Annotated in this window: 22 protein-coding genes and 3 tRNA genes; 12 read left to right on the top strand and 13 right to left on the bottom strand. The window is 66.3% G+C overall.

Features of this window, described 5'->3' with window-relative positions; all coding sequences use genetic code 11:
* Positions 1-2 precede the first annotated feature (2 nt).
* Positions 3-1,025, top strand: a complete 1,023-nt coding sequence (yjfF, locus tag ASC87_RS13410; protein WP_056662346.1) for a galactofuranose ABC transporter, permease protein YjfF — start codon at positions 3-5, stop codon at positions 1,023-1,025.
* 3 nt (positions 1,026-1,028) lie between these two features.
* Here yjfF and ASC87_RS13405 read toward each other — a convergent pair whose 3' ends face one another.
* Positions 1,029-1,271, bottom strand: coding sequence for a hypothetical protein (locus ASC87_RS13405; protein WP_056662343.1), 243 nt, complete (start codon positions 1,269-1,271; stop codon positions 1,029-1,031).
* Between the two features lie 149 nt (positions 1,272-1,420).
* On the opposite strand from ASC87_RS13405, the gene ASC87_RS13400 reads away from it, so the two are divergent.
* Positions 1,421-2,302 (top strand): ZIP family metal transporter, encoded by an 882-nt coding sequence (locus ASC87_RS13400; protein ID WP_157604025.1) that lies wholly within the window; start codon positions 1,421-1,423, stop codon positions 2,300-2,302.
* 4 nt (positions 2,303-2,306) lie between these two features.
* Here the strand turns inward: ASC87_RS13400 and ASC87_RS13395 are convergent, their stop codons facing one another.
* Positions 2,307-3,311, bottom strand: a complete 1,005-nt coding sequence (locus ASC87_RS13395) for a D-glycerate dehydrogenase (RefSeq protein ID WP_056662338.1) — start codon at positions 3,309-3,311, stop codon at positions 2,307-2,309.
* Positions 3,308-3,748: a thioesterase family protein gene (locus ASC87_RS13390; protein WP_056662334.1), complete on the bottom strand. Its 441-nt coding sequence runs from the start codon at positions 3,746-3,748 to the stop codon at positions 3,308-3,310. Before ASC87_RS13390 ends, ASC87_RS13395 begins: the two co-directional genes overlap by 4 nt.
* 170 nt (positions 3,749-3,918) lie before the next feature.
* Between ASC87_RS13390 and phaP the strand changes: the two genes are divergently transcribed.
* Positions 3,919-4,473: a TIGR01841 family phasin gene (gene phaP, locus ASC87_RS13385; RefSeq protein ID WP_056662331.1), complete on the top strand. Its 555-nt coding sequence runs from the start codon at positions 3,919-3,921 to the stop codon at positions 4,471-4,473.
* A gap of 161 nt (positions 4,474-4,634) precedes the next feature.
* On the opposite strand, the gene ASC87_RS13380 is transcribed toward phaP, so the two are convergent.
* Positions 4,635-5,582 (bottom strand): patatin-like phospholipase family protein, encoded by a 948-nt coding sequence (locus tag ASC87_RS13380; RefSeq protein ID WP_056662328.1) that lies wholly within the window; start codon positions 5,580-5,582, stop codon positions 4,635-4,637.
* A gap of 159 nt (positions 5,583-5,741) precedes the next feature.
* Between ASC87_RS13380 and ASC87_RS13375 the strand changes: the two genes are divergently transcribed.
* The 9 genes from ASC87_RS13375 to ASC87_RS13335 all read left to right on the top strand — a co-directional run bounded on the left by ASC87_RS13375 (position 5,742) and on the right by ASC87_RS13335 (position 13,995).
* Positions 5,742-6,509 (top strand): sulfite exporter TauE/SafE family protein, encoded by a 768-nt coding sequence (locus ASC87_RS13375; RefSeq protein WP_056662325.1) that lies wholly within the window; start codon positions 5,742-5,744, stop codon positions 6,507-6,509.
* Positions 6,510-6,529: 20 nt separating this feature from the next.
* Complete coding sequence (locus ASC87_RS13370) at positions 6,530-8,224, top strand: nitrite/sulfite reductase (RefSeq protein WP_056662323.1); 1,695 nt, start codon at positions 6,530-6,532, stop codon at positions 8,222-8,224.
* A gap of 2 nt (positions 8,225-8,226) precedes the next feature.
* Entirely contained in the window at positions 8,227-8,712 is a 486-nt protein-coding gene (locus ASC87_RS13365; protein WP_056662321.1) for a DUF934 domain-containing protein, read from the top strand.
* Positions 8,713-8,720: 8 nt separating this feature from the next.
* The gene (locus tag ASC87_RS13360) at positions 8,721-9,482 is read left to right on the top strand and encodes a phosphoadenylyl-sulfate reductase (protein ID WP_056662400.1); all 762 of its coding nucleotides are present in this window, start codon (positions 8,721-8,723) and stop codon (positions 9,480-9,482) included.
* On the top strand, positions 9,479-10,438 hold the full coding sequence (gene cysD / locus ASC87_RS13355; RefSeq protein WP_056662318.1) for a sulfate adenylyltransferase subunit CysD: 960 nt from the start codon (positions 9,479-9,481) through the stop codon (positions 10,436-10,438). The genes ASC87_RS13360 and cysD overlap by 4 nt, the downstream gene beginning before the upstream one ends.
* Complete coding sequence (locus ASC87_RS13350; protein ID WP_056662315.1) at positions 10,438-11,733, top strand: sulfate adenylyltransferase subunit 1; 1,296 nt, start codon at positions 10,438-10,440, stop codon at positions 11,731-11,733. The genes cysD and ASC87_RS13350 overlap by 1 nt, the downstream gene beginning before the upstream one ends.
* A 12-nt stretch (positions 11,734-11,745) precedes the next feature.
* Positions 11,746-12,489 carry a uroporphyrinogen-III C-methyltransferase gene (cobA, locus tag ASC87_RS13345; protein ID WP_056662312.1) on the top strand — a complete coding sequence of 248 codons (744 nt, stop codon included), beginning with the start codon at positions 11,746-11,748 and terminating at the stop codon, positions 12,487-12,489.
* Positions 12,490-12,548: 59 nt separating this feature from the next.
* Positions 12,549-12,872, top strand: a complete 324-nt coding sequence (gene fdxA, locus ASC87_RS13340; RefSeq protein ID WP_056662309.1) for a ferredoxin FdxA — start codon at positions 12,549-12,551, stop codon at positions 12,870-12,872.
* A gap of 70 nt (positions 12,873-12,942) precedes the next feature.
* Entirely contained in the window at positions 12,943-13,995 is a 1,053-nt protein-coding gene (locus ASC87_RS13335) for an NAD(P)/FAD-dependent oxidoreductase (RefSeq protein WP_056662306.1), read from the top strand.
* Here the strand turns inward: ASC87_RS13335 and ASC87_RS13330 are convergent, their stop codons facing one another.
* From ASC87_RS13330 to ASC87_RS13290, 9 genes are all read right to left on the bottom strand, one after another.
* Entirely contained in the window at positions 13,996-15,195 is a 1,200-nt protein-coding gene (locus ASC87_RS13330; protein WP_056662302.1) for a hypothetical protein, read from the bottom strand.
* Between the two features lie 124 nt (positions 15,196-15,319).
* A complete protein-coding gene (locus tag ASC87_RS13325) occupies positions 15,320-17,278 on the bottom strand; it encodes an acyltransferase family protein (protein ID WP_056662299.1) in 1,959 nt (652 codons plus the stop codon).
* 389 nt (positions 17,279-17,667) lie between these two features.
* Positions 17,668-17,741 (bottom strand) — tRNA-Cys (locus tag ASC87_RS13320).
* A 90-nt stretch (positions 17,742-17,831) separates the two neighbouring features.
* Positions 17,832-17,907, bottom strand: a tRNA-Gly gene (locus ASC87_RS13315).
* A gap of 207 nt (positions 17,908-18,114) precedes the next feature.
* Entirely contained in the window at positions 18,115-20,529 is a 2,415-nt protein-coding gene (lon, locus tag ASC87_RS13310; protein ID WP_056662296.1) for an endopeptidase La, read from the bottom strand.
* A gap of 136 nt (positions 20,530-20,665) precedes the next feature.
* Complete coding sequence (gene clpX / locus ASC87_RS13305; protein ID WP_056662292.1) at positions 20,666-21,931, bottom strand: ATP-dependent Clp protease ATP-binding subunit ClpX; 1,266 nt, start codon at positions 21,929-21,931, stop codon at positions 20,666-20,668.
* Between the two features lie 147 nt (positions 21,932-22,078).
* The gene (clpP, locus tag ASC87_RS13300; protein ID WP_056662289.1) at positions 22,079-22,702 is read right to left on the bottom strand and encodes an ATP-dependent Clp endopeptidase proteolytic subunit ClpP; all 624 of its coding nucleotides are present in this window, start codon (positions 22,700-22,702) and stop codon (positions 22,079-22,081) included.
* 137 nt (positions 22,703-22,839) lie between these two features.
* Entirely contained in the window at positions 22,840-24,147 is a 1,308-nt protein-coding gene (gene tig, locus ASC87_RS13295) for a trigger factor (protein WP_056662286.1), read from the bottom strand.
* A 29-nt stretch (positions 24,148-24,176) separates the two neighbouring features.
* Positions 24,177-24,263 (bottom strand) — tRNA-Leu (locus ASC87_RS13290).
* Between the last annotated feature and the right edge of the window lie 47 nt (positions 24,264-24,310).

The following is a 24,310-nucleotide window of genomic DNA, read 5'->3' as shown; positions in this document are numbered from 1 at the left end:
CCATGGCCTCTTCCCCGCTGCCCAGCGTCACTCCCCAGGCCCCGGGTGGGTCCCGCCCCTGGCAGTTCGACCGCAAGTACCTGCCGCTGGCCGTCACCATCTCGCTGTTCGTCGCGATGATGACGATGGGGTCGGTCTCGTACACCGGCTTCTTTTCGCTGCAGGTGTTCCTGAACCTGCTGATCGACAACGCGTTCCTCTGCATCGTCGCGGTGGGCATGACGTTCGTGATCCTGTCCGGCGGCATCGACCTGTCGGTGGGTTCCGTGATCGCCCTCACCACGATGGTGCTGGCCTGGGCCATCGAGCGCCACCAGTGGAGCCCGTGGGTGGCCATCCCGCTGGTGCTGGCGATGGGCACCGGTTTCGGGGCGCTGATGGGGGTGCTGATCCAGCGGTTCCGGCTGCAGCCCTTCATCGTGACACTGGCCGGCATGTTCCTCGCCCGCGGCCTGTGCTACCTGATCAGCATCGACTCCATCAGCATCACCGAAGCCGGTTACTCGGAACTCGCGCAATTGCGCATCCCGGTGTGGGGCGACGCGTCGGTGTCCATCGGGGCGGTGATCGCGATCGTGGTGGTGGCCGTGGGGGTGTTCATCGCCCACTGCACGCAGTTCGGGCGCACCGTCTACGCGGTGGGTGGCAACGAGAATTCGGCGGTGCTGATGGGGCTGCCGGTGAAGGCCACCGTGGTGGGTGTCTACACGCTGAGCGGCTTCTGCTCGGCGCTGGCCGGCGTGGTGCTCACGTTCTACATGCTCTCGGGCTACGGCCTGCACGCCGTGGGCCTGGAACTGGATGCCATCGCGGCCGTGGTGATCGGCGGCACGCTGCTGACCGGGGGTGTGGGCTACCTCGTGGGCACGCTGTTCGGCGTGCTGATCCTCGGCGTGATCCAGACGCTGATCATGTTCGACGGCACCCTCAGCTCCTGGTGGACCAAGATCGTGATCGGCGCGCTGCTGTTCGTGTTCTGCGTGCTGCAGCGGATGTTCGAGTCGCGGGCCAAACCCGGCGGCTGAGATTCACACATCCAGCGTGTAGACCTCGGCGGCCTGGCGGTCCAGGCGGCTGCTGCCCGCCAGCGCGCGGTCCCACTCGCTGGCCGTGGCGGTCAGCGCGGGCCGCAAGCCCCTGACCATCACAGCCACCTCCTCGGACGACGCATCGAACTCTCCGGCGTCCTGGAACTGGTCGGTGAACAGCAACGCGGTGCGGGCGCCGTCGGCGTCGATGATCACGAGGTAGCGGGCGGGCGGTCTGAGCATCGCGGACTCCGTTCGGGCGATGAACCGAGTTTGCCAGCAACCGCCTCGGCGTGCCCTCCTTGCGGGCTATTCCGGTCATAGCCAAAGGCGGCTTCAAACAGGAACGATTCTCATTGAGAATGAGGGCAGTCCGACACAGGAAGCCCGACATGCCGCCCCTTTCGCTCCCCTCCCCCCGCCGCCTGGCTGGCATCGCCCTCGTGCTGACGGGCGCCGTGCTGCTGGGGTTGCAGGCCTTCGAACACCTGCCGGGGTCACTGAGCGACGAGGCGATGCGCGCCCTCCAGGGCGGCCTGCTCTGTGCGCTGGCCACCGCGCTGGGCGCGTTCCCGGTGTTGATCACCCGCAGCATCCCGGTGCGCATCGCCGACGGCATGCTCGGGTTCGGTGCCGGCGTGATGCTCGCGGCCACGGCGTTCTCGCTCGTGGTGCCGGGGCTGGCCGCAGCGGGCGACCTCGGCTATTCGAAATGGGGCTCGGGCGCCGTGGTGAGCGCCGGCGTGCTGATCGGCGTGTTCGCCATGCTGTGGCTCGACCGCGCCTGGCCGCATGCCCACTTCGACAGCGACGGCCAGGCCACCCGCCCGCAAGTGCCGGCGCGTGTGCTGCTGTTTGTCATCGCCATCGTGTTGCACAACATCCCCGAGGGCATGGCCGTCGGGGTGGCCGCCGGGGCCGGGGCGCCCGGCGCCAGCGGCCTGGCGATGGGCATCGCGATCCAGGACGTGCCCGAGGGCCTGGTGGTGGCGCTGGCCCTCGTGGGGGCCGGCATGGGCCGCGGCAAGGCGGCGCTGATCGGCATGGCGTCGGGCCTGGTGGAACCGGTGTTCGCGCTGGTGGCCGCGGTGGCAGTGGGCACGTTCGGCACGCTGCTGCCGTGGGGCCTCGCGGCGGCGGCGGGTGCCATGTTGTTCGCCGTGAGCCACGAGGTGATCCCCGAATCGCACCGCAACGGCCACGAGACGGCCGCGACGATGGGCCTCGCGATCGGTTTCTGCCTGATGACGGTGATGGACACCGCCCTCGGCTGAACCGTCAGGGACGCAGCGGCAGCACCCCGGGGTTGATGGGCGTGGGCGGCCGGCCGGCGTCGGGGCCGAAGCCCAGGCCGGCGATGAGGTTATCGGCCGCCAGGTTCGCCATGGCCCGGCGGGTGGCGATCGTGGCGCTGGCGATGTGCGGGGTGAGCACCACGTTGGGCACGGACAGCAGCGCCGGGTTCACTGCCGGTTCGCCTTCGTACACGTCGAGCCCCGCGGCGGCGATTCGCCCCGCGGCCAGCGCCTGTGCCAGCGCCGCGTCGTCCACGATGCCCCCGCGGGCGATGTTGGTGAGCGTGGCCGTCGGTTTCATCAGCGCCAGTTCGGCCGCGCCCACGGCATGGTGCGATTCGGCCGAATACGGCAGCACCAGCACGAGGTGGTCGGCCTGCTGCAGCAATTCGGCCTTGCCCACGTAACGCGCGTTCAGCGCCGACTCGGTGGTGGCGTCGAGCCGCGAGCGGTTGTGGTAGATCACCTTCATGCCGAAACCGTGTGCTCCGCGCCGCGCGATCGCCTGCCCGATGCGGCCCATGCCCAGGATGCCCAGCGTGGCGCCGTGCACGTCCGCCCCGGCGAACATCGTCAGCGACCACTTGTTCCATTCGCCGCGCCGCAGGAAGTGCTCGGACTCGGCGATGCGCCTGGCCGTGGCCATCATCAGCGCAAAACCGAAATCGGCCGTGGTTTCGGTCAGCACGTCGGGTGTGTTCGTGGCCAGCACCCCGTGGGTGTCACATGCCGCCACGTCGAAGTTGTTGTAACCCACCGCGATGTTGCTGACCACGCGCAGCTGCGGGTTGGCGCCCAGCACCTCGGCATCGATGCGTTCGCTCCCGGTGGTGAGGGCCCCGCGCTTGCCTTGCAGTCGCGCGATCAGTTCGGCCTTGGAAAACGGCGTGTCGGACGGGTTGGTCTCGACGTCGAAATGGACACGCAGGCGGTCGACGACGTCGTCGAACACGGCCCGTGCCACGAGCACGCCAGGACGGGCGCTCATGCGGGCACCAGCGCGTCGAGGGCCTGGGACAGCACCGGGGGCAACGCCGCCGGCCGGCGGGTGGTGCGGTCCACGTAGACGTGCACGAAGTGCCCCCGCGCCGCGCTGAGCGGTTGCCCCTCGGCAAAGAGGCCGATCTCGTAGCGCACGCTCGAACTGCCCCGGTGGGCGACCCGCAGGCCCGCTTCGACCGCCTGCGGGAATTCGACGGACGCGAAGAAGTTGCAGTGGGTCTCGACCACCAGGCCGATGACCGGGCTGTGCCGGACGTCGAGCGCCCCCGCCTCGATGAGGTACTGGTTCACCGCCGTGTCGAACAGGCTGTAATAGACCACGTTGTTCAGGTGGCCGTAGGCGTCGTTGTCCATCCAGCGGGTGGTGAGGGACGTGAAGTGCCGGTAGGCCGCGCGGGACTCGGGTTCGGGTCGGGTGCTCATGTGACCATTGTTCCATCGCCTGCGGGTTTTAGAACTTGCACCCTAAATATGCTGCAACGCAGCAATTAGGGGTTGTCATGGCCGGTCTCCTGCGCAATACTTCAGTCCATGGTGCAGCGCAGCAAAGGCTGTATCAGCTTCCTGAACGATACACACTGGAGAATCTCACCATGCTGACTGCAGAACAACTGGTCGCCGCCCACAAGGCCAACATCGAAACCCTCTTCGGCCTGACTGGCAAGGCATTCGAAGGCGTCGAGAAACTGGTCGAACTGAACCTGCAAGTGGCCAAGGCTGCCCTGGGTGAAGTCGCCCAAACCACGCAAGCTGCCCTGAACGCCAAGGATGCGCAAGAGCTGCTGGCCCTGCAAGCCGGCCTGCTGCAACCCGCCGCCGAAAAGGCCGCCGCCTACAGCCGCCACGTCTACGACATCGCTGCCGCCACCAACGCCGACCTGAGCAAGGCCGCTGAAGCCCAGGCTTCGGAAGCCCAGAAGAAGTTCCTGTCGGTGGTCGACAACGCCGTCAAGAACGCCCCGGCCGGCACCGAAAACGCCGTCGCGCTGGTCAAGTCGGCTGTTGCCGCCGCGAACAACGCCTACGAAAGCGTGCACAAGGCAGCCAAGCAAGCCGCCGAAGTGGCCGAAGCCAACTTCCAGGCCGTGACCACCAGCGCCGTCAAGGCCACGCAGACCGCCACGGCCAAGGCCAAGCGCGCTGCCTGATCCCATAAATCGGGACCGAGCCCGGAACTTCCTTCCGGGCAACCTGTCAGACAGATGCCGCGAGTGACTCCTCGCGGGTGTTTTGAAGGTTGTCTTCTCGGTACCTGACCGGTATCTTCAGGGCCCCGTGGCAACACGGGGCCCTTTTTGTTTGTCGGCGTTCAGCGCGTCTTCGCCGCGATGCGGTTGCGCAAGTCCGCCAAGGCCTCGGTGGCCGCGGCCCGGCCCGCCTGGATCGACTTGGCGCGCGACGTGAAGTCCGCCCCCGACACCCCCGCCAGCTTCGGACGAAGCACCAGGTCGGCCTCGCGCAGCTCGAACTGGTTGATGCTGCGGCCCATGATCGCGAAGGTCTGCAGCAGCATGCGCATCGGGTCGCTCGTGGGGTTGCCATCCGGCACCGCCGAGATGTCCACCGCGATCACCAGGTCGGCGCCCATCTGGCGGGCGAAACGCACCGGCACCGGCGACACCAGTCCGCCGTCCACGTACTCCCGCGTGCCGATCTTCACCGGCTGGAACACCGCCGGCACGGCGCTCGATGCCCGCACCGCCACCCCCGGGTCGCCCCGCTGGAACAGGATGGGGTTGCCGTTGTCCAGGTCGGTGGCCACGATGCCGAGCGGCACCTTCATGGACTCGATGGAGCGCCCGCCGGTCTGCTCGCGCACGAACCGGGCGAGGGCCTCGCCGCGGATCATGCCGCGGCCGGGGAACGCCCAGTCGGTGAACATGGATTCATCCATGCCCTGGGCGGTGGCCGCAAGCGCATTGCCGTTCTTGCCGGAGGCATAGAGCGCCGCCACCAGGCTGCCGGCGGACGTACCCACCACCAGGTCGGGCTTGATGCCGTTTTCCTCCAGCACCTGGATGATGCCGATGTGGGCAAACCCGCGGGCGGCACCACCGCCGAGTGCCAGTCCGATGCGGGGGGGCTTCGGTACTTTAGGCACCGCCACCGGGTCGGGTGGCGGGATCGCCGGGGCACTGGCGGCGGGCACCGGCGTGGGCACCACGGTCGGGCCGGTCTCGCAGGCCGCGAGTGCGGCGGTGAGGAACAGGGTGGCGGCGAGGCGCCAGCGATTCGGGAACAAGCGGGTCAGGGACATGCCAAATTGTAGAAGCCTCGCCTTCATCACCCAGATGCATAACCAATCAACCAAAATGTACTTCGCATATATATAGAAGCTTTGTACATTCCCTCCTCCGGTTCGGTTCATGGGCTTTGTTGTGCCGTGGGCGAGGTACCGCAATGATCAAAGCGAGCGATGGATCCGATAGCAATCTTGAGTGGGTTCGGTGTGGGCGCCATCGTCGGCATGACCGGCGTGGGGGGCGGGTCGCTGATGACCCCGCTGCTGCTGACCGTATTCAAGCTGAACCCGGCGGTGGCCATCGGCACCGACCTCTGGTTCGCGGCCATCACCAAGACATCCGGCGCCGTGGCGCACCAGCGGCACGGCCACGTGGACTACCGCATCACCGGGCTGCTGCTGGCCGGCAGCATCCCGGCGTCGCTGGGCACGCTGGCGCTGATGCACCTCACCGGCATCACCAAGGGCTGGGCCAGTACCCTCACCTTCGCCCTCGGCATCGCGCTGCTGCTCACCGCGGTCACCGTGGCCTTCAAGGGCGTGTGGCACAACGTGGGCCTGAAACTGGAGCGCTGGATCCCGGAATCCCGCCGCCCCGTGTTCACGGTGCTGAGCGGCCTGCTGCTGGGCGTGCTGGTCACGCTGAGTTCCATCGGGGCGGGTGCCGTGGGTGCCACGCTCATCATGTTGCTGTACCCGCGCATGGAAGCCCGCCGCCTGGTCGGCACCGACATTGCGCACGCCGTTCCCCTCACGCTCGTGGCCGGCATCGGACACGCGACAATGGGGCATGTGAACTGGGGCCTGCTGGCCGCGCTGCTGGTGGGTTCCCTGCCCGGCATCTGGCTCGGTGCCCAGCTCACGAAGAGAATGCCTGATGGCCTGGTCCGCGCGCTGCTCTGCATTTCGCTCGTGACCGCCGGCCTCAAGGTCATCACCTGACACCAACGAACCACTGCACGATGTACCAGTACACCTCCTTCGACCGCCAGTTCGTCAAGCAGCGCGCGGCCCAGTACCGGGACCAGCTGGAGCGCAACCTCGCCGGCACGCTCGGCGACGACGAGTTCCGCCCGTTGCGCCTGCAAAACGGCTGGTACGTCCAGCGCCACGCGCCCATGCTGCGTGTGGCAGTTCCGTACGGCGACCTGACCTCGAACCAGATCCGCGCCTTCGCCCGCATCGCACGCGATTTCGACCGGGGCTACGCCCACCTGACCACCCGCCAGAACGTCCAGTACAACTGGATCCCGCTCGACCGCAGCGCGGACGTGATGGACGCGTTGGCCGAGGTGGACCTGCACGGCATCCAGACCAGCGGCAACTGCATCCGCAACACCACCACCGACTGCTTCGCCGGCGTCGCCCCCGATGAAATCGTGGACCCGCGCCCGTACTGCGAAGTGCTGCGCCAGTGGAGCACGCTGCACCCGGAATTCGCGTTCCTGCCGCGCAAGTTCAAGATCGCCGTCTCCGGTGCCACGGAAGACCGCGCCGCCACGGCCTGGCACGACATCGGCCTGCACCTGCTGAAGAACGAAGCCGGCGAAGTGGGCTTCAAGGTGCTGGTCGGGGGTGGCATGGGCCGCACGCCGGTCGTGGGCACCGTGATCCGCGAATTCCTGCCCTGGCAGCAGATCCTCGTGTTCATCGAGGCCATCGTGCGCGTGTACAACCGCCACGGCCGCCGCGACAACATGTACAAGGCACGCATCAAGATCCTGGTGAAAGCCGAGGGGCCGAAGTTCATCGCCGACGTCGAGGAAGAGTTCAAGAACATCCTCGAACACGACGTGGACGGCAACGCCCACCTGATCCCGCAGGCCGAACTCGACCGCGTGGCGCAGAGCTTCGTGGTGCCCCAGGGCGTGGTGCCCCGCGCCTCGAACTTCCAGGTATCGGCCGACGCGCCCGTGGCCTTCAAGCGCTGGGTCGAACGCAACGTCCACGCGCACAAGGTGAGCGGCTACCGCGCCGTCACGCTGTCGCTCAAGCGCGCGGGCCAGGCGCCCGGTGACGCCACCGATGCCCAGTTCGACCATGCCGCCGACCTCGCCGACCGCTTCAGCGAAGGCGAGATCCGCGTCTCGCACGACCAGAACCTCGTGCTGCCGTGGGTGCGCGAGGACGAACTGTTCGCGCTGTGGGAGGCCGCGAAGGCCGCGTCGTTCGCATCGCCCAACATCGGCCTGCTGACCGACATGATCAACTGCCCGGGCGGCGACTTCTGCGCGCTGGCCAACGCGCGCTCCATCCCCATCGCCGCCGCCATCGCCGACCGCTTCGCCGACCTCGACGAGCTGTACGACATCGGCGACATCGACCTGCACATGAGCGGCTGCATCAACTCGTGCGGCCACCACCACAGCGGGCACATCGGCATCCTCGGCGTCGACAAGGACGGCAAGGAGTGGTACCAGGTCTCGCTGGGCGGCTCGGACGGTTCGCGCATCAGCGGCGAAGCCGCCGCCGGCAAGGTCATCGGCCCGTCGTTCGCGGCCGACGAAGTGCCCGACGTGATCGAAGCCGTCATCGAAACCTATCGCCACCAGCGCGCCGCGAACGAGCTGTTCATCGACACGGTCAAACGTGTCGGCCTGGACGCCTTCAAGTCGGCCGCCAACGCCGCCCGCCGCTCCACCGCGAAGGCCGCCTGACCATGAAGTTCATCGACACCCACCACGACCAATGGCACACCATCACGGGCGAGGACGGCCCCATGGTGACGCTGACCCCCGCGCCGTACAGCCTGCTGACGTTCACGCAATGGCACGCCATCCGTGCCCATTGGCCCGACCACATGCCGGTCGGGGTCTCGTTCGGCAATGACGGCGAGATCGAGACGCTGAAGGACGACCTGCCCCGCCTGTCGATCGTGGCACTGCACTTCCCGAAATGGGTGGACGGCCGCGCGTACAGCCAGGCCCGCATCCTGCGCTCGCGCTACCGCTTCACCGGCGAAGTGCGCGCCACCGGCGAAGTGCTCGTCGACATGATGCCGCTGCTCAAGCGCACCGGCTTCGACGCCGTGGTGCTGCGCGCCGACCAGGACCGCGCCGCCGCCGAACGCACGCTGACGTTTTTTGCAGCAGGCCACTACCAGGGTGACGTCGAGGACAACCACCCCGCTTTCGCACGGAGCTGAACATGACGATGACGGCCATTTCGCTGTACGACCGCACCACGAAGGGGTTCGACGAACGCGTCGCGCACGCCATCACGGTGTTGCAGGACGCAGCGCGCGACCACGCCGGCCACGTCGTGCAGGCCACGAGCCTCGGCGCGGAGGACATGGTCGTGACCGACCTGATCGCCCGCCACGGCATCGCCATCGCGCTCGGCACGCTGGAAACCGGCAAGCTGCACCCGCAAACCGTCGCGCTCATCCCGCGCATCGAGGAACGCTACAAGCTGCCCGTCGAGGTGTACCGGCCCGAGGCCGACGCGGTGATCCACTTCGTCAAGAACTACGGCGAGAAGGCGATGTACGAGAGCATCGACCTGCGCAAGGGCTGCTGCGGCATCCGCAAGCTCGAGCCGCTGTCGCGGATGCTCGACGGCCGCACGGCGTGGGTCACCGGCCTTCGCCGCGAGCAATCGAACAACCGCGGTGACGTGCCGTTCGTCGAGACCGACGACAAGGGCCGCTCGAAGTACAGCCCGCTGGCCGACTGGACGTGGAACGACGTCTGGCACTACATCGCGCTGCACAACGTGCCGTACAACCCGCTGCACGACGAGTTCATGCCGAGCATCGGCTGCGAACCCTGCACCCGCGCCATCGCCGTCGGAGAAGATTTCCGCGCCGGCCGGTGGTGGTGGGAGGATGAAAAAGCCAAGGAGTGCGGCCTGCACGTCCACGACGACGGGGCGCAAGCCCCCGCCGTCTCTTCCCTGATTGGAGACCGTTCATGAACGCCCCGCTGACCGTGGAGCAATTGCTGCCCGAACTCGACCACACCCACCTCGACTGGCTCGAGGAAGAGGCCATCTTCATCCTGCGTGAAACCGTCGCCGCGTTCGAGCGCCCCGCGCTGCTGTTCTCGGGCGGCAAGGATTCGTGCGTGGTGCTGCGCCTGGCCGAGAAGGCCTTCAAGACGCGCGGTGCCGATGGCGAGTTCAAGGGCCGCCTGCCCTTCCCGCTGCTTCACGTGGACACCGGCCACAACTTCCCCGAAGTGATCGAGTTCCGCGACCGGCGCGTGGCCGAGATGGGTGAGCGCCTGGTGGTGGGTCACCTCGAAGACTCCATCAAACGCGGCACGGTGCGCCTGTCGCACCCGCTCGAATCGCGCAACGGCCACCAGACGGTGGCCCTGCTGGAAGCCATCGAGGAACACCGCTTCGACGTGCTGCTGGGCGGTGCCCGCCGCGACGAAGAAAAGGCCCGCGCGAAGGAACGCATCTTCTCGCACCGCGACAGCTTCGGCCAATGGCAGCCGAAGGAACAGCGCCCGGAACTCTGGACGCTGTTCAACACCCGCATCAAGCAGGGTGAACACATGCGCGCGTTCCCCATCAGCAACTGGACCGAACTCGACGTGTGGCTCTACCTCGCCCGCGAGAACATCCCGCTGCCAAGCCTGTACTTCGCGCACCAGCGCCAGGTGATCCGCCGCAAGGGCCTGCTCGTGCCGCTCACCGACGTGACGCCGCCGGAAGCCGGCGAAACCGTCGAGACCGCCGAGGTGCGCTTCCGCACCGTGGGCGACATGACCTGCACGTGCCCCGTCGAGAGCCCGGCCGCCAACGCCACCGAAATCGTCGCCGAGACGCTGAAGGTCACGGTCAGCGAACGGGGGGCCACCCGCATGGACGACCGCACCTCCGACGCCTCGATGGAACGCCGCAAGAAAGAAGGATATTTCTGATGACCGCCACCCAAGCCGCTGCCCCCGCGGTGAAAGACCACCGCGCGCTGCGTTTCCTGACGGCCGGCAGTGTCGACGACGGCAAGAGCACGCTGATCGGCCGCCTGCTGTTCGACAGCCGCGCCATCCTGGCCGACCAGCTCGACACGCTCGAGAAGCGCGCCGCCGGTGCCCCCATCGACCTGTCGCTGCTCACCGACGGCCTGGAAGCCGAACGCGAACAAGGCATCACGATCGACGTGGCCTACCGCTACTTCGCCACGAAACAGCGCAAGTTCATCATCGCCGACGCCCCGGGCCATGAGCAGTACACGCGCAACATGGTGACGGCCGCGGCCGGCAGCGATGCCGCCGTGGTGCTCGTCGACATCACGAAGATCGACGTGACCGCCAAGCCCGTGGTGCTGCTGCCGCAGACGCGCCGCCATGCCCTGCTCGCGCACTTGCTCCGCGTGCCGAGCATCGTGTTTGCGGTCAACAAGCTCGACGCCGTGGCCGACCCGGCCCTCGCCTTCAACACCACCCGCGACGCCCTGCTGGGCTTCGCCAAGGAGGCGGGCATCGACGTCGCCGCAGTGATCCCGGTATCGGCCCTGCGCGGCGACAACGTCACCCAGCCGCTCGACGCCGACTGGTACGACGGCCCGTCGCTGCTGCAGGTGCTGGAAAGCCTGCCCGCGCTGCAGGAACGCAAGGACGGCGACCTGCTGTTGCCGGTGCAGTACGTGGCCCGCGAAGGTGAAGGCACCGGCAACCAGCCGCGCACGCTGTGGGGCCGCATTGCCCACGGCCAGGTGAAGGCCGGCGACAACGTGCAGCTGTTCCCGAGCGGCCAGCAAGCCGTCGTGGCCGAGGTGCGCCTCGCCGGATCGGTGGTGGACGTGGTGACCGCAGGCCAGTCGGCCGGCGTGGTGCTCGACCGCCAGCTCGACGTGTCGCGCGGCGACTGGATCAGCACACCCGGCACCGTCAAGGAAACGCAGCGGTTCGCCGCCACGCTCGCATGGCTCGACACGGAACCCGCCGTGGTGGGCCGCAAGTACTGGGTGCGCCATGGCAACCGCTGGGTGCAGGCCCGCATCGCCAGCATCGAAAGCCGCCTGGACATCCACACGCTCGACTCCAGCGACGCCCACGAACTGGCCGTCAACGAGATCGGCCACGTCGTGATCGAAACCCAGCAGGCGCTACCGGTCGAGGCCTACGGCCAGAACCGCGTGGGCGGCTCGCTGATCATCGTCGACCCGGCCAGCAACCGCACCAGTGGCGCGCTGCTGGTGAAGGGCGCGGCGTAAGCCGGCCGCACCATGGGAACTGTCGTCTTCATCGGCGCGGGCCCGGGCGCGGCGGACCTGATCACGGTCCGCGGCGCCCAACGCCTGGCCGCGGCGGAAGTGGTGCTGTACGACGCACTGACCGACCCGGCGCTGCAGGACCTGGCCCCGAACGCCACGTGGCACCACGTGGGCAAGCGGGGGTTCCGGCCCGACAGCACCGACCAGACGGAGATCAACGACCTGCTGGTGCGCTACGCGCGCGAGCATGGCAACGTGGTGCGCCTGAAGGGCGGTGACCCCAGCATCTTCGGCCGCCTGGAAGAGGAACTCGAGGCGCTGGCCAAGGCCGGCATTCCGTGCGAGGTGGTGCCGGGCGTGACGTCGGCGCTCGCCGCCGCCGCCGCCGCCCAACGGCCGCTCACCCGGCGCGGCGTAGGCCGCAGCCTGAGCCTCACCACCGCGATGACCCGCACGGGCGACATGGTGTCGAGCCGCACCGCGGACACCGAGGTGTTCTACATGGCTGGCAAGCAACTGGCCGCGTTGTCGGCCCGCCTCATCGAGGCCGGCTGGCCCGCCGGCACGCCCGTGAGCGTGGTGTCTCGCGCCGGTTGGCCCGACAGCCTGCAGAGCGAACACACCGTGGGCACGCTCGACGACGCCAGCCAGGTGCACACCGACCGCCCCGCCGTGGTGGTGGTGGGCGCGGGCGCCGCGGCCCTGGACCACTCGCCCGTTGTCACTGAAGCGGCACACGTGCCGCCCACCCGTTAAAATCCGAGGCTTCGCCCCGTGCGACGCCCCACCCCACGATACAAACCTGCATCACAGCCATGACCCACGTCGTCACCGAAGCCTGCATCCGCTGCAAATACACCGACTGTGTGGACGTGTGCCCCGTCGATTGTTTCCGCGAAGGCCCGAACTTCCTCACGATCGATCCCGACGAGTGCATCGACTGCGCCGTGTGCATTCCCGAGTGCCCGGTCAACGCGATCATGCCGGAGGAAGACGTGCCGGGCGACCAGCAGCACATGATCCAGCTCAACGCCGACCTGGCCAAGAACTGGCCCAGCATCACGAAACGCAAACCGGCCCTGCCCGATGCGGACGAGTGGAAAGACCGCACCGGCAAGCTGTCAGAACTGATCAAGTGATCCGCCGGGCCCAAGGCCCGCGGATCACCCCGGCGAAGGCCGGGGTCCCGACCGCCGCAAGCAGCAAGACATGATGTCCCAAGCCATCGAAACCGACACCGTCGTGATCGGCGCCGGCCCCGCAGGCCTGTTCCAGGTGTTCGAGCTGGGCCTCGTCGAGATCGGCGCCCATGTCGTCGATTCGCTGCCCGTCCCCGGCGGTCAGCTGATCGAGCTGTACGCCGACAAACCCATCTACGACATCCCCGGCATCCCGGCGTGCACGGCCCGTGAACTGGTCGACAGCCTGCTGAAGCAGGCCGCGCCATTCAAGCCGCAGTTGCACCTGGGCCAGGAGGTGTCGGCCCTCGCCGTCCAGGACGACGGCCGCCTGGCGATCGAGACCTCGGCAGGCACCCGGTTCCTCGCGAAGGCCGTGGTGATCGCGGGCGGCGTGGGGGCGTTCCAGCCCCGCCGCCTCGCCGTCGCCGGCCTCGAACGCCACTTCGACACCCAGGTGTTCCACGGCCTGCACAACCCGCACGCGCTGGCCGGCCAGAACGTGGTGGTGGCCGGTGGTGTGGACGCCGCCCTCGACGCAGCGCTGGCCCTCACCGAACCCGGCGGCCTCCGCCCCGCCAGCGTCACGCTGCTGCACCGCCGCGACGTGTTCCAGGCCGAGGCCGGCACCATCGAGCGCGTGCGCGAGCGCATCGCCTCCGGTGCCCTCCGCTTCGTGGCAGGCCAGCCCACGGGCCTCGAAGAAACCGCGGACGGCCGCCTCGCCGCGCTGCAGGTCACCCACGGCGATGCCCAGACCTTGCGCCTGCCGCTCGACACCTTGGTGGTGGGCCTCGGCCTGAGTCCGAAACTCGGTCCGCTGGCCGACTGGGGCGTGGTGCTGGAGCGCAAGCAGGTGGTGGTGGACACCGGCACCTTCCAGACCAACGTGCCGGGGGTGTTCGCCATCGGCGACATCGTCACCTACCCGGGCAAGAAGCGGTTGATCCTGTCGGCGTTCCACGAGGCCGCGCTGGCCTCGTTTGGCATCGCAGCGCTCGTGTACCCCGACCAGCGCATCCAGCTGCAGTACACCACCACCAGCACCCGCTTGCACGAGCTGCTGGGCGTGCCCCACACCTGATCAGAAGGCGTCGGCCAGTTCGTTGCCGACGGTCTGTTCCACCGCAAACACCACAGCCAGGGCCTTCTCCAGCGCCGACCCGGCGTCGGACACCCCGAGGCCCAGGTCCAACGTCAGACCCGCGGCAACGTCCACCCACTTGACCCAGCCGGGGATGCCTTCCTGCATGCCCTTCAGGGCCTTCTCGAACTGCACCTGGCGTTCCTCGGCAGCGGCGATGGATTCGTTCACCTTGATGGTGGCCTTCAGCACGTTGTCGAGTGCCTTCTCGACCTTGTCGAGCGACATCGAGATCTTGCCCACCTTCGTGGCCGTCAGTGTCTTCTTGGCCACCTGCAAGGCCTTGTTCACCTTGGCCTGCTCGTCCATCGCATCGTAGATGGTCTCGGAGAGCTTCTTCGACTGCTTCTCGATCTTGGCAATGTCGACCTTGTGGATGCCGATGTGGGCTTCGCAGTTCTTGAGGCTCGGCGTCTCCACCCCCAGCGCCTTGCTGAACACGTTGAGCCCGATTTCCTTGGCCCCCTGCGCCACCTTGCCCGACTTCTTGGCCTTCGCGTTTTCCTCGTTCATCAGCTTCTTCAGCACCAGCAGTTCGACCTGGATCAGCTTGCCCACCTGGTCGGCCTTCAGCGCGAGTTTCACGACTTCCTGGCCGATGGCCACGCCCCCCTTGACCACCCCGAGGATGCCGATCGGTGACAGCGCACCCGCCGTGGCGACGGAAACCACGGCACCGCCGGTCACGAGCACCGCCGTCAGCACGATCTTGCTGCCGCACTTGACGCGGAACTTCAGCAGTTCCTTCTGGCCCTTCTGGTAGTCCTTGATGACCTTCTCGCAGGCGTCGGCCATCTCCTCGCTGACGGCCTTGGCGCCCTTGTCGAGCACGGCCTGCACATCGCGGGTGAAGAGGGCCGCGGTCTTGGGGTCGAACTTCTGCGCCTTGGCATCGGCGTCGAGGATCTTCTTCTCGACGTCGCCCATGGCCGCGCGCGCCTTCGCGGCGGCGGCGGTCTGGATCTTCTGCAGCCAGCTGGGGTTCTTCGACAGCGGCAGGTACAGCGCATCATCGAGTTCGATGACCACCTGGATGTGCATCGTCTTCGGCAGCTCCACCCGCTGGAGCTTGCTGCCGATCGAGGACTTGAGGTACTTCACGGCGTCGTATTCCACCGCGGTCCACTTCTTCGTTCCCATCGCTGCACTTCCTGCTGAGTTGAGGCCCCAGCAGGGTACCCGCGCAGGGCGGGCCGTTCAAATGACCAACGTCCTGTCGGGCCTCGGGCCGCCCCCAAGGGCCGGAATGCGTCCTGGCAAAGGCCTATCTGGGCGCGGCGTTGGCCGAGGCCACGTGATGGGGCGAGGTGTCGAACAGGCGAAGCCCGCGGGCCTTCGCGCTGCGGGCCAGCGCCTCGGCACCGGCGATGTTCATGTGGTTCGCATCGAAAAAGGCCGGCACGCCGTCGATCTGCACGTTGCAGCCCTGTGCGTTGCACAGGCCCGCCGTGGGTTCGACGTAGCGCACGCCGGGCACCTTGGCCACCACCGAGCGCAGGATGCGGTTGGCGGCCGCCGGACCGTCGGCTCCGCGAAACTGCGCCGGGTAGGTGCGGTCGAACACCGCCGCATAGACGTACTGCTTGCCCACGCCCGTCAGGAACAGCGGCGACTGCCCCAGCACCACCACCTCGGCGCCGCGCGCCGTCAGCGTGTGCAGCGTGGACGCCACCGACTGCGCGAAGGTGGGATGGCGCATGTACCAATCCCAGCGGCCCGCAATGATCACCGTCTTGCCGGGTTCCAGTTCGGCCAGCACGTCCTTCTGGAACTGCGCACACACGTCGGGGTGCACGCCGGTGTCGGGCGTGCCAATCAGCGGCGGGCACGCGGCGGACGACAGTTCGTGCACCTTGATGTGGTTGTCTCGGGCGTAGGCCGCCACAAACGGTGAAAAGTGGGCCGCATGCGAATCGCCCCACAGCACGGCCTCGGTAGAGCTGCTCAGGTCGCCCACATGGCATTGCGAAAACCGCGGCTGGTACCTGATGCCTTTGCTGCCATGGCCCTGGCCATCGACGTTGTCGACGAAACACCAGCCGTTGCCGAGGTTGGCAAAGCGGATGCGCGCTTCAGCCGCGGCAAACCGCTCGACGTTCGGACGCGCGGGCAGCCCCTGCCCCACCCAGACCGCCCCGGCCAGCGATGCCACCACCACCGACGACGCGCCGAACGCCACACCGTTCGCGCGCAGGCCCCACTGTCCGAGCGCCACGCGTGATGGCGTTTCGATCCACCGCAACGACGCGTGCCCCAGCGCGACCGACACCGCGATGGCTGCCACCGTCCAGCCGACCGAATCTTCCAGCACGTATTGGTGCAGCAACGCGACGATGGGCCAGTGCCACAGGTAGATGGAATACGAGCTGTCGCCGAGGAACTGGGCCACCGGGTTGCGCAGCAGCCATGAGCGCGCGTAATCACCCCACAGCAGGAGCGCCGCACCGGACACGGGCAGCAACGCCAGGTAACCCGGCCACGGGCCGTCGGCCCGCAACAACGCGATCGACAGCACGATCAGCGCCAGCCCCACTGGCCCCGCCAGCCGCCGCACCCAGGCCGGCCCCGACGACGCGAACAGGAAGACAACCCCGCCCGCCAGCATTTCCCACGCGCGGGTGGGCAGCAGGTAGAACGCGGGGATGCGGTTCGTGAACGACAGCGTCGCGGACAACGCCAGCGACACGGCGAGCATCGCGAGGATGGTCGCGGTGAGGGCCACCGGCTTGCGGGTCAGCCGTGTCACCCCCATCAGCACGATGGGAAACAGCAGGTAGAACTGCCATTCGACCGACAGCGACCAAGTGTGGAGCAACCACTGGTCGTACTTCTGGGCGCCGAAGTAGTCGACGTCCTTCCAGTACACGACATTCGAGAAGAAGCCGATGCTGCTGGCCGCGTGGCGCCCGAGCCGCTCGAAATCGGGCGGGGTCATCCGGGCGGCGCCGTACACGAGCAGGACGACGCAGACCACTGCCAGCGCCGGCACGATGCGCCGCGCGCGGGCGGCATAGAAGCCCCACAGTGAAAAGCGCCCGCCCAGCAGCCCCCTGGCGATGATCTTGGTCATCAAGAAGCCGGAGATCACGAAAAACACGTCCACGCCGACAAAACCACCAGCAAATCCTGGCACGCCGAAGTCGTAGAGCACCACGACCAGCACGGCCAGCGCCCGGAGGCCGTTGATGTCGGGACGAAAATCTGTCGGGGAAGAGGTCTGCATGGCGCAGGTCGCAAGCAAGTCGCTCGCCCGCTTGCTGTACCGCAGACAATTTCAAACAATCTGCCCTGCGCAGGGGCAGCACAACAGGTTTGAACGGGGATTCTGGAGCGTGATGATGCAAATCCACGCGTGTTCACCGAGGCGAGGGAATTTCCCAGCTGCCGCCAGGCCCCTTCGAACCAGCGCGTGCGCCGCACCGCCACCGACAGCGTCGTGAACAGGTAAAAGTGCTTCCCCGACACGTCGTGAAATTGCCGGTTCATCAAACCGAAGTCCACACGGACTAGCGGCGGCTTATCGGGAGTTCGGAGCGCGGGTGTCGGCCGGCGGAAGCGGTTGATGCTCGGCGCAAAAACAAAAACGCCCCGGCAAGACCGAGGCGTTTTGTATGGAGGCGCGACCCGGAGTCGAACCGGGCTAGACGGATTTGCAATCCGTTGCATAACCGATTTGCTATCGCGCCGTGTTTGGCTTTGTTTCAGCAGTCTCACGACCGGAATCGTGAGAGCTTAGCAAAAAGGGAAGCTTCGTGAGAAGCTTCCCTTTTACTGTTTGGAGCGGGTAACGAGGCTCGAACTCGTGACCTCAACCTTGGCAAGGTTGCGCTCTACCAACTGAGCTACACCCGCATACTCCTAGCTTCTCGATTGCTTCAGCGCTTTGTTTGCGTCATCAACCGAGAACACGATTATATGATGGAAGTCGAATGCAGTGCAAGTGTTTCGTTGAACTTTCTTTCCGACTTCTTTCGGCACTCTCGCAAGACCGCGGCGGACCCACTCGAATGTGCCGAGCGCCGGGGTCGGGCACGGCCGACCCCGGCGACTCGCGCAAGCTCAGTGCTTCAGTGAATCGGCTGTGCCCGCGGCCGGCTCGGCCTTGGGCTCCACCTTCGGCGGCTCTTCTTCGGCCAACGGCTGCGGTTTCGATTCGAGTGCCACTTCCAGCACCTGGTCGATCCACTTCACCGGCACGATCTCGAGCTGGTTCTTCACGTTCGCGGGAATGTCCTGCAGGTCCTTCGCGTTTTCCTCGGGAATGAGCACGGTCTTGATCCCACCACGGTGGGCCGCGAGCAGCTTTTCCTTCAGGCCACCGATGGCCGTGACTTCCCCACGCAGCGTGATTTCACCCGTCATCGCCACGTCGGCCCGCACCGGGATGCCCGTCAACGCCGACACGAAGGCCGTCGTCATCGCAGCACCCGCGCTGGGGCCGTCCTTCGGCGTGGCGCCGTCGGGCACGTGGATGTGGATGTCGCGCTTCTCGAAGAGCTCGTCCTTGATGCCCAGGCGCGCGGCGCGGCTGCGCACCACGGTGCGTGCAGCTTCGACCGATTCCTTCATCACGTCACCGAGCGAGCCGGTGCGGATGATGACGCCCTTGCCCGGCATCACGGTGGATTCGATGGTCAGCAAGTCGCCGCCCACCTCGGTCCACGCGAGGCCCACGACCTGGCCGATCTGGTTGCGCTTTTCCGCCTGGCCGTAGCTGTACTTGCGCACACCCAGGAAGTCGTTGAGGTTGTCGTCGGTGACAACGACCTTCTCGGTGTATTGCTTGAGCTGGATGCCCTTGACCACCTTGCGGCAGATCTTGGAGACTTCGCGCTCGAGCGAACGCACGCCGGCTTCACGCGTGTAGTAGCGGATGATGCCCCGGATCGCGGACTCGGCGACTTCCATCTCGTCGTCCTTGACGCCGTTGTTCTTCGCCTGCTTGGGCAGCAGGTACTTCTGGACGATGTGGAACTTCTCGTCCTCGGTGTAGCCCGACAGGCGAATGACTTCCATCCGGTCCAGCAGCGCCGGCGGAATGTTCATCGAGTTCGACGTGGCGATGAACATGGTGTCCGACAGGTCGAAGTCGACCTCGACATAGTGGTCGCTGAACGTGTGGTTCTGCTCCGGGTCGAGCACCTCGAGCAGCGCGCTCGACGGATCACCCCGGAAGTCCATGCCGAGCTTGTCGATCTCGTCGAGCAGGAACAGCGGGTTGCGCGTGCCCACCTTCGACAGGCTCTGCAGCACCTTGCCCGGCATGGAGCCGATGTAGGTGCGGCGGTGGCCGCGGATCTCGGCCTCGTCGCGCATGCCCCCAAGGGCCATGCGGACGAACTTGCGCCCGGTGGCGCGCGCCACGCTCTGGCCGAGCGAGGTCTTGCCCACGCCCGGAGGGCCCACCAGGCACAGGATGGGCGCCTTGACCTTGTCGACACGCTGTTGCACCGCGAGGTACTCGAGGATGCGGTCCTTGACCTTCTCGAGGCCGTAGTGGTCCTCGCTCAGCACCTGCTCCGCGTACTGGAGGTCGTGCTTGATCTTGGTCTTCTTGGTCCACGGCAGGTTGACCAGCGTGTCGATGTAGTTGCGCACCACGGTGGCCTCGGCCGACATGGGCGACATCAACTTCAGCTTCTTGAGCTCGGCGTCGACCTTCTTGCGCGCGTCCTTGGGCATCTTCGCGGCAATGATCTTCTTCTCGAGCTCCTCCATGTCGGCGCCTTCTTCGCCGTCACCGAGTTCCTTCTGGATGGCCTTGACCTGCTCGTTGAGGTAGTACTCGCGCTGGCTCTTTTCCATCTGGCGCTTCACGCGGCCACGGATGCGCTTTTCCACCTGCAGGATGTCGACCTCATGCTCGAGTTGCTCGAGCAGCTTCTCGAGGCGCTTGTCGACCGCGAACAGGTCCAGCACGGACTGCTTGTTCTCGAGCTTGAGCGGCAGGTGTGCCGCGATGGTGTCGGCCAGGCGGCCGGCGTCGTCGATGCCGGCGATGGACGTGAGGATCTCCGGCGGGATCTTCTTGTTCAGCTTGACGTACTGGTCGAACTGCTGCGTGACCGCGCGGCGCAGGGCCTCGATCTCGGGCTTGGTGTCGGCCTCGGGCGGCACCGGCGTGACTTCGGCGACGAAGTGTTCGCCGTTGTCGCTGATGCTGTGGGTGTTGGCGCGCTGGATGCCTTCGACGAGGACCTTCACGGTGCCGTCGGGCAGCTTCAGCATCTGCAGGATGCTCGAGACACAACCCACCTCGAACATGTCGTCGGGTTTGGGTTCGTCCTTGCCGGCGGCACGCTGGGCCACCAGCATGATCTGCCGGCCGGCTTCCATGGCCGCTTCGAGCGCCTTGATGGACTTGGGGCGTCCCACGAACAGCGGGATCACCATGTGGGGGAAGACCACCACGTCGCGCAGCGGCAGCAGCGGCAGCGTGATCGGCTCAGCGGGCAAAACAGGATGTCCAGACATTGGAACCTCTCTTTCTCCAGCCCATGTAGGGCTCGAGGGGTGAATTGCAAGAAGCCGTCGCGGGCGAACCCGCTCGGGCGCTCAGGATCCCTGTCTCGGGTACAGCTCTAGCGGTAGAACGTGGAACACGGGTTGCTCACGCGCTCGCCTTGGACTCGTGATAGACCAACAGCGGCTTCGCGTTTTCCTCGATGGTGTGTTCGTCCAGCACCACCTTGGCCACGCTGTCGAGCGTGGGCAGATCGAACATGGTGTCGTTCAGCGACAGTTCCATGATGGACCGAAGGCCTCGCGCCCCTGTCTTGCGGGCGAGCGCCTTGCGGGCAATGGCAGCCAGCGCCGACGGCCGCACCTCGAGTTCGACACCATCCATGGCGAAGAGCTTCTGGTACTGCTTGAGCAGCGCGTTCTTGGGTTCGGTGAGGATCTGCACCAGCGCGTCCTCGGTCAGCTCGCCCAGCGTGGCGACCACGGGCAGGCGGCCCACCAGTTCGGGGATGAGGCCGAACTTGATCAGGTCTTCGGGTTCGACTTCGCGGAACACCTCGGAGACACGCTTCTCGCTCTTGGTGTGCACCGTGGCGCCGAAACCGATGCCGGACTTCTCCGAGCGGTTCTGGATGACCTTCTCGAGGCCGTCGAACGCACCGCCGCAGATGAACAGGATGTTCGTGGTGTCGATCTGCAGGAAGTCCTGGTTCGGGTGCTTGCGGCCGCCTTGCGGGGGCACCGACGCCATCGTGCCTTCGACGAGCTTGAGCAACGCCTGCTGCACGCCCTCGCCCGACACGTCGCGCGTGATGGACGGGTTGTCGGCCTTGCGGGAGATCTTGTCGATCTCGTCGATGTAGACGATGCCGCGCTGCGCCTTCTCGACGTCGTAGTTGCAGTTCTGCAGCAACTTCTGGATGATGTTTTCCACGTCCTCGCCGACGTAGCCGGCTTCGGTGAGCGTGGTGGCATCGGCAATCACGAACGGCACGTTGAGCAGGCGGGCGAGCGTCTGCGCGAGCAGCGTCTTGCCGGAGCCCGTGGGGCCGATCAGCAGGATGTTGCTCTTGGAGAGCTCCACCTCGTCCTTCGACGTGGACATGTGCTTCAACCGCTTGTAGTGGTTGTACACGGCCACCGACAGCGTGCGCTTGGCGGTGTCCTGCCCGATGACGTAGTTGTCGAGGCTGCCCTTGATCTCGGCGGGCACCGGCAGGTCGGATTTCGCCGAACGGGTCTCGGCCGTCTCGGTGGGCACTTCATCACGGATGATGTCGTTGCACAGCTCGATGCATTCGTCGCAGATGAAAACGGAGGGCCCGGCGATGAGCTTCTTGACCTCGTGCTGGCTCTTGCCGCAGAAGGAGCAATAAAGGACTTTTTCGCTCGAGGAGCCTTTTTTGTCGGCCATGGATCTACGCGCTAGAGGGTGGGAAAGGCTGGGTCAATGATAGAGCAAAAGAAAACGGGGCCTTGGCAGCAAATAAGGCCCCGTTTCAGTCGCAGTTACCGGGCTGAAATACCCTTTTGGGAACATTTTCGGCCGGGTTGCCCAGGATCACGGGTTGAGCGGCGGATTGCGCTTGCTGATCACCAGGTCGATCAGGCCGTACGCCTTCGATTCCTCCGGGTCCATGAAGAAGTCGCGCTCCATGTCGTTGCGGATCTTCTCGATGGGCTGGCCGGTGCGATCGGCATAGATGCGGTTCAGCTGCTCGCGGGTCTTCAGGATCTCGCGGGCGTGGATCTCGATGTCGGTGGCTTGGCCCTGGGCGCCGCCCGACGGCTGGTGGATCATCACGCGCGAGTTCGGCAGCGCGAACCGCTTGCCCTTGGCGCCGGCCATCAGCAGGAACGAGCCCATGCTGGCGGCAATGCCCATGCACAGCGTAGAGACGTCGGGCTTGATGAACTGCATCGTGTCGAAGATCGACATGCCGGCGCTCACCGAACCGCCCGGGGAGTTGATGTACAGCGAGATGTCCTTGTCGGGGTTTTCACTCTCCAGGAACAGCAACTGCGCCACCACCAGGTTGGCCGACTGGTCGTTCACCGGGCCCACCAGGAAAATCACCCGCTCGCGCAACAAGCGGCTGTAGATGTCGTACGCCCGTTCGCCGCGGCCCGACTGTTCGATGACCATGGGCACCAAGCCCAAACCTTGAGTTTCCAGCGCGCTCATGAGTGTCCTTGAGATAGGTTAGTGTGCGACAGGTTGGGTTCAATTATGGAACGACAAGAGAACCACCGTACGACGAAGCGAAAAAGGGTGCCGACCCCTGCGGCCCGGCACCCTGGTCAAGCGGGTCGGCGCGGCGATCAGCCGGCCATCAGCTCGTCGAACGGCAGGGCCTTGTCGGTGACCTTGGCCTTGCCGAGCACGAATTCGGCGACGTTGTTCTCGATCACGACACCTTCCACTTCGGCCATGCGCTGGCGGTCGCTCAGGTACCAGCGGACGACGTCGGCGGGCTTCTCGTAGCTCTGCGAGATTTCCTCGATGTGGGCCTGCAGCTGCTCCGGCTTGGCCGACAGGTTGTTGGCACGCACCAGTTCACCCACGACCAGGCCCAGGCGCACGCGGCGCTCGGCTTGTTCCTTGAAGACTTCACCCGGGATCGGGGCGGAGTCGGCGTCCTTGACGCCGCGCTTCTTCAGGTCGGCACGGGCGGCTTCGATCATGCGTTCGATCTCGCCGTTGACCAGGGCGGCCGGCAGGTCGAGTTCGGCCGTCTTCACGAGGGCGTCCATCACGGCACCCTTGTTGCGGGCCAGCACGCGGAACTTCACTTCGCGCTCGAGGTTCTTCTTGATGTCGGCGCGCAGCGCGTCCACGGTGCCGTCGGCAATGCCGAGCGACTTCGCGAAGGCTTCGTCCACCACCGGCAGGTTCTGGGCTTCGATCTTGTTGACCGTGACCAGGAAGTCGGCTTCCTTGCCGGCCACGTCCTTGCCTTGGTAGTCGGCCGGGAACTGCAGCGGGAAGGTCTTCGATTCACCGGTCTTCATGCCGCGGACGGCCTTTTCGAAGGCCTCGAGCATCTGGCCTTCACCGATCAGGAACTGGAAGCCTTCGGCCTTGCCGCCGTCGAACGGCACGCCGTCGATCTTGCCTTCGAAGTCGATCGTGACACGGTCGCCTTCGCTCGCGGCTTCGGCCTGCGGGCGCTGCGCGAACGTGCGGCGCTGCTTGCGCAGGATGTCGACGGTCTTGTCGATGGCGGCGTCGGTCACGTCGGTGGTCACGCGCTCCACTTCGGCGGAGGACAGGTCACCGAGCTTGACTTCGGGGTACACCTCGAAGGTGGCATCGAACGCCATCTGGCCTTCGGGCGCGTTTTCCTTTTCGGTGATGCGCGGGGCGCCGGCGACGCGGAGCTTCGCCTCGGCGGTGGCTTCGGCAAACGCCTGGCCCACCTTGTCGTTCATCACCTCGTATTGCACCGAGTAGCCATAACGCTGGGAGACGACGCTCATCGGCACCTTGCCCGGGCGGAAGCCGTCGGCCTTCACCGTGCGCGACAACCGCTTGAGGCGGTTCGTCACCTCATTGTTGATGACGTCGGCGGCGAGCGTCAGCGTGATGCGGCGTTCGAGCTTCTCAAGGGTTTCTACAGTCACAGCCATTTTTTCGACTCTCTGGTTTCAAACGTTGCTGGTGCGCGGGGGGGGACTCGAACCCCCACACCATTGCTGGCGTCAGGACCTAAACCTGGTGCGTCTACCAATTTCGCCACCCGCGCCAAGCACCTGGAAAATAACAAGGGGAAGCCTGGACTTCCCCTATCGC

Source organism: Rhizobacter sp. Root1221 (assembly GCF_001425785.1).
Taxonomy (GTDB): Bacteria; Pseudomonadota; Gammaproteobacteria; order Burkholderiales; family Burkholderiaceae_C; genus Rhizobacter.
This window is presented reverse-complemented; position numbering and strand designations above follow the sequence as displayed.

Excerpts from the sequence above, each read along its gene's own strand:
- ASC87_RS13335 (WP_056662306.1), top strand. The coding sequence starts at position 12,943 with ATGATGTCCCAAGCCATCGAAACCGACACCGTCGTGATCGGCGCCGGC.
- ASC87_RS13405 (WP_056662343.1), bottom strand. The coding sequence starts at position 1,271 with ATGCTCAGACCGCCCGCCCGCTACCTCGTGATCATCGACGCCGACGGC.
- clpX (WP_056662292.1), bottom strand. The coding sequence starts at position 21,931 with ATGGCCGACAAAAAAGGCTCCTCGAGCGAAAAAGTCCTTTATTGCTCC.
- ASC87_RS13330 (WP_056662302.1), bottom strand. The coding sequence starts at position 15,195 with ATGGGAACGAAGAAGTGGACCGCGGTGGAATACGACGCCGTGAAGTAC.
- ASC87_RS13375 (WP_056662325.1), top strand. The coding sequence starts at position 5,742 with ATGGATCCGATAGCAATCTTGAGTGGGTTCGGTGTGGGCGCCATCGTC.
- ASC87_RS13350 (WP_056662315.1), top strand. The coding sequence starts at position 10,438 with ATGACCGCCACCCAAGCCGCTGCCCCCGCGGTGAAAGACCACCGCGCG.
- ASC87_RS13360 (WP_056662400.1), top strand. The coding sequence starts at position 8,721 with ATGACGGCCATTTCGCTGTACGACCGCACCACGAAGGGGTTCGACGAA.
- ASC87_RS13390 (WP_056662334.1), bottom strand. The coding sequence starts at position 3,748 with ATGAGCACCCGACCCGAACCCGAGTCCCGCGCGGCCTACCGGCACTTC.
- fdxA (WP_056662309.1), top strand. The coding sequence starts at position 12,549 with ATGACCCACGTCGTCACCGAAGCCTGCATCCGCTGCAAATACACCGAC.
- phaP (WP_056662331.1), top strand. The coding sequence starts at position 3,919 with ATGCTGACTGCAGAACAACTGGTCGCCGCCCACAAGGCCAACATCGAA.
- ASC87_RS13365 (WP_056662321.1), top strand. The coding sequence starts at position 8,227 with ATGAAGTTCATCGACACCCACCACGACCAATGGCACACCATCACGGGC.
- ASC87_RS13380 (WP_056662328.1), bottom strand. The coding sequence starts at position 5,582 with ATGTCCCTGACCCGCTTGTTCCCGAATCGCTGGCGCCTCGCCGCCACC.
- clpP (WP_056662289.1), bottom strand. The coding sequence starts at position 22,702 with ATGAGCGCGCTGGAAACTCAAGGTTTGGGCTTGGTGCCCATGGTCATC.
- lon (WP_056662296.1), bottom strand. The coding sequence starts at position 20,529 with ATGTCTGGACATCCTGTTTTGCCCGCTGAGCCGATCACGCTGCCGCTG.
- ASC87_RS13325 (WP_056662299.1), bottom strand. The coding sequence starts at position 17,278 with ATGCAGACCTCTTCCCCGACAGATTTTCGTCCCGACATCAACGGCCTC.
- yjfF (WP_056662346.1), top strand. The coding sequence starts at position 3 with ATGGCCTCTTCCCCGCTGCCCAGCGTCACTCCCCAGGCCCCGGGTGGG.
- ASC87_RS13370 (WP_056662323.1), top strand. The coding sequence starts at position 6,530 with ATGTACCAGTACACCTCCTTCGACCGCCAGTTCGTCAAGCAGCGCGCG.
- tig (WP_056662286.1), bottom strand. The coding sequence starts at position 24,147 with ATGGCTGTGACTGTAGAAACCCTTGAGAAGCTCGAACGCCGCATCACG.
- cobA (WP_056662312.1), top strand. The coding sequence starts at position 11,746 with ATGGGAACTGTCGTCTTCATCGGCGCGGGCCCGGGCGCGGCGGACCTG.
- ASC87_RS13400 (WP_157604025.1), top strand. The coding sequence starts at position 1,421 with ATGCCGCCCCTTTCGCTCCCCTCCCCCCGCCGCCTGGCTGGCATCGCC.
- ASC87_RS13395 (WP_056662338.1), bottom strand. The coding sequence starts at position 3,311 with ATGAGCGCCCGTCCTGGCGTGCTCGTGGCACGGGCCGTGTTCGACGAC.
- cysD (WP_056662318.1), top strand. The coding sequence starts at position 9,479 with ATGAACGCCCCGCTGACCGTGGAGCAATTGCTGCCCGAACTCGACCAC.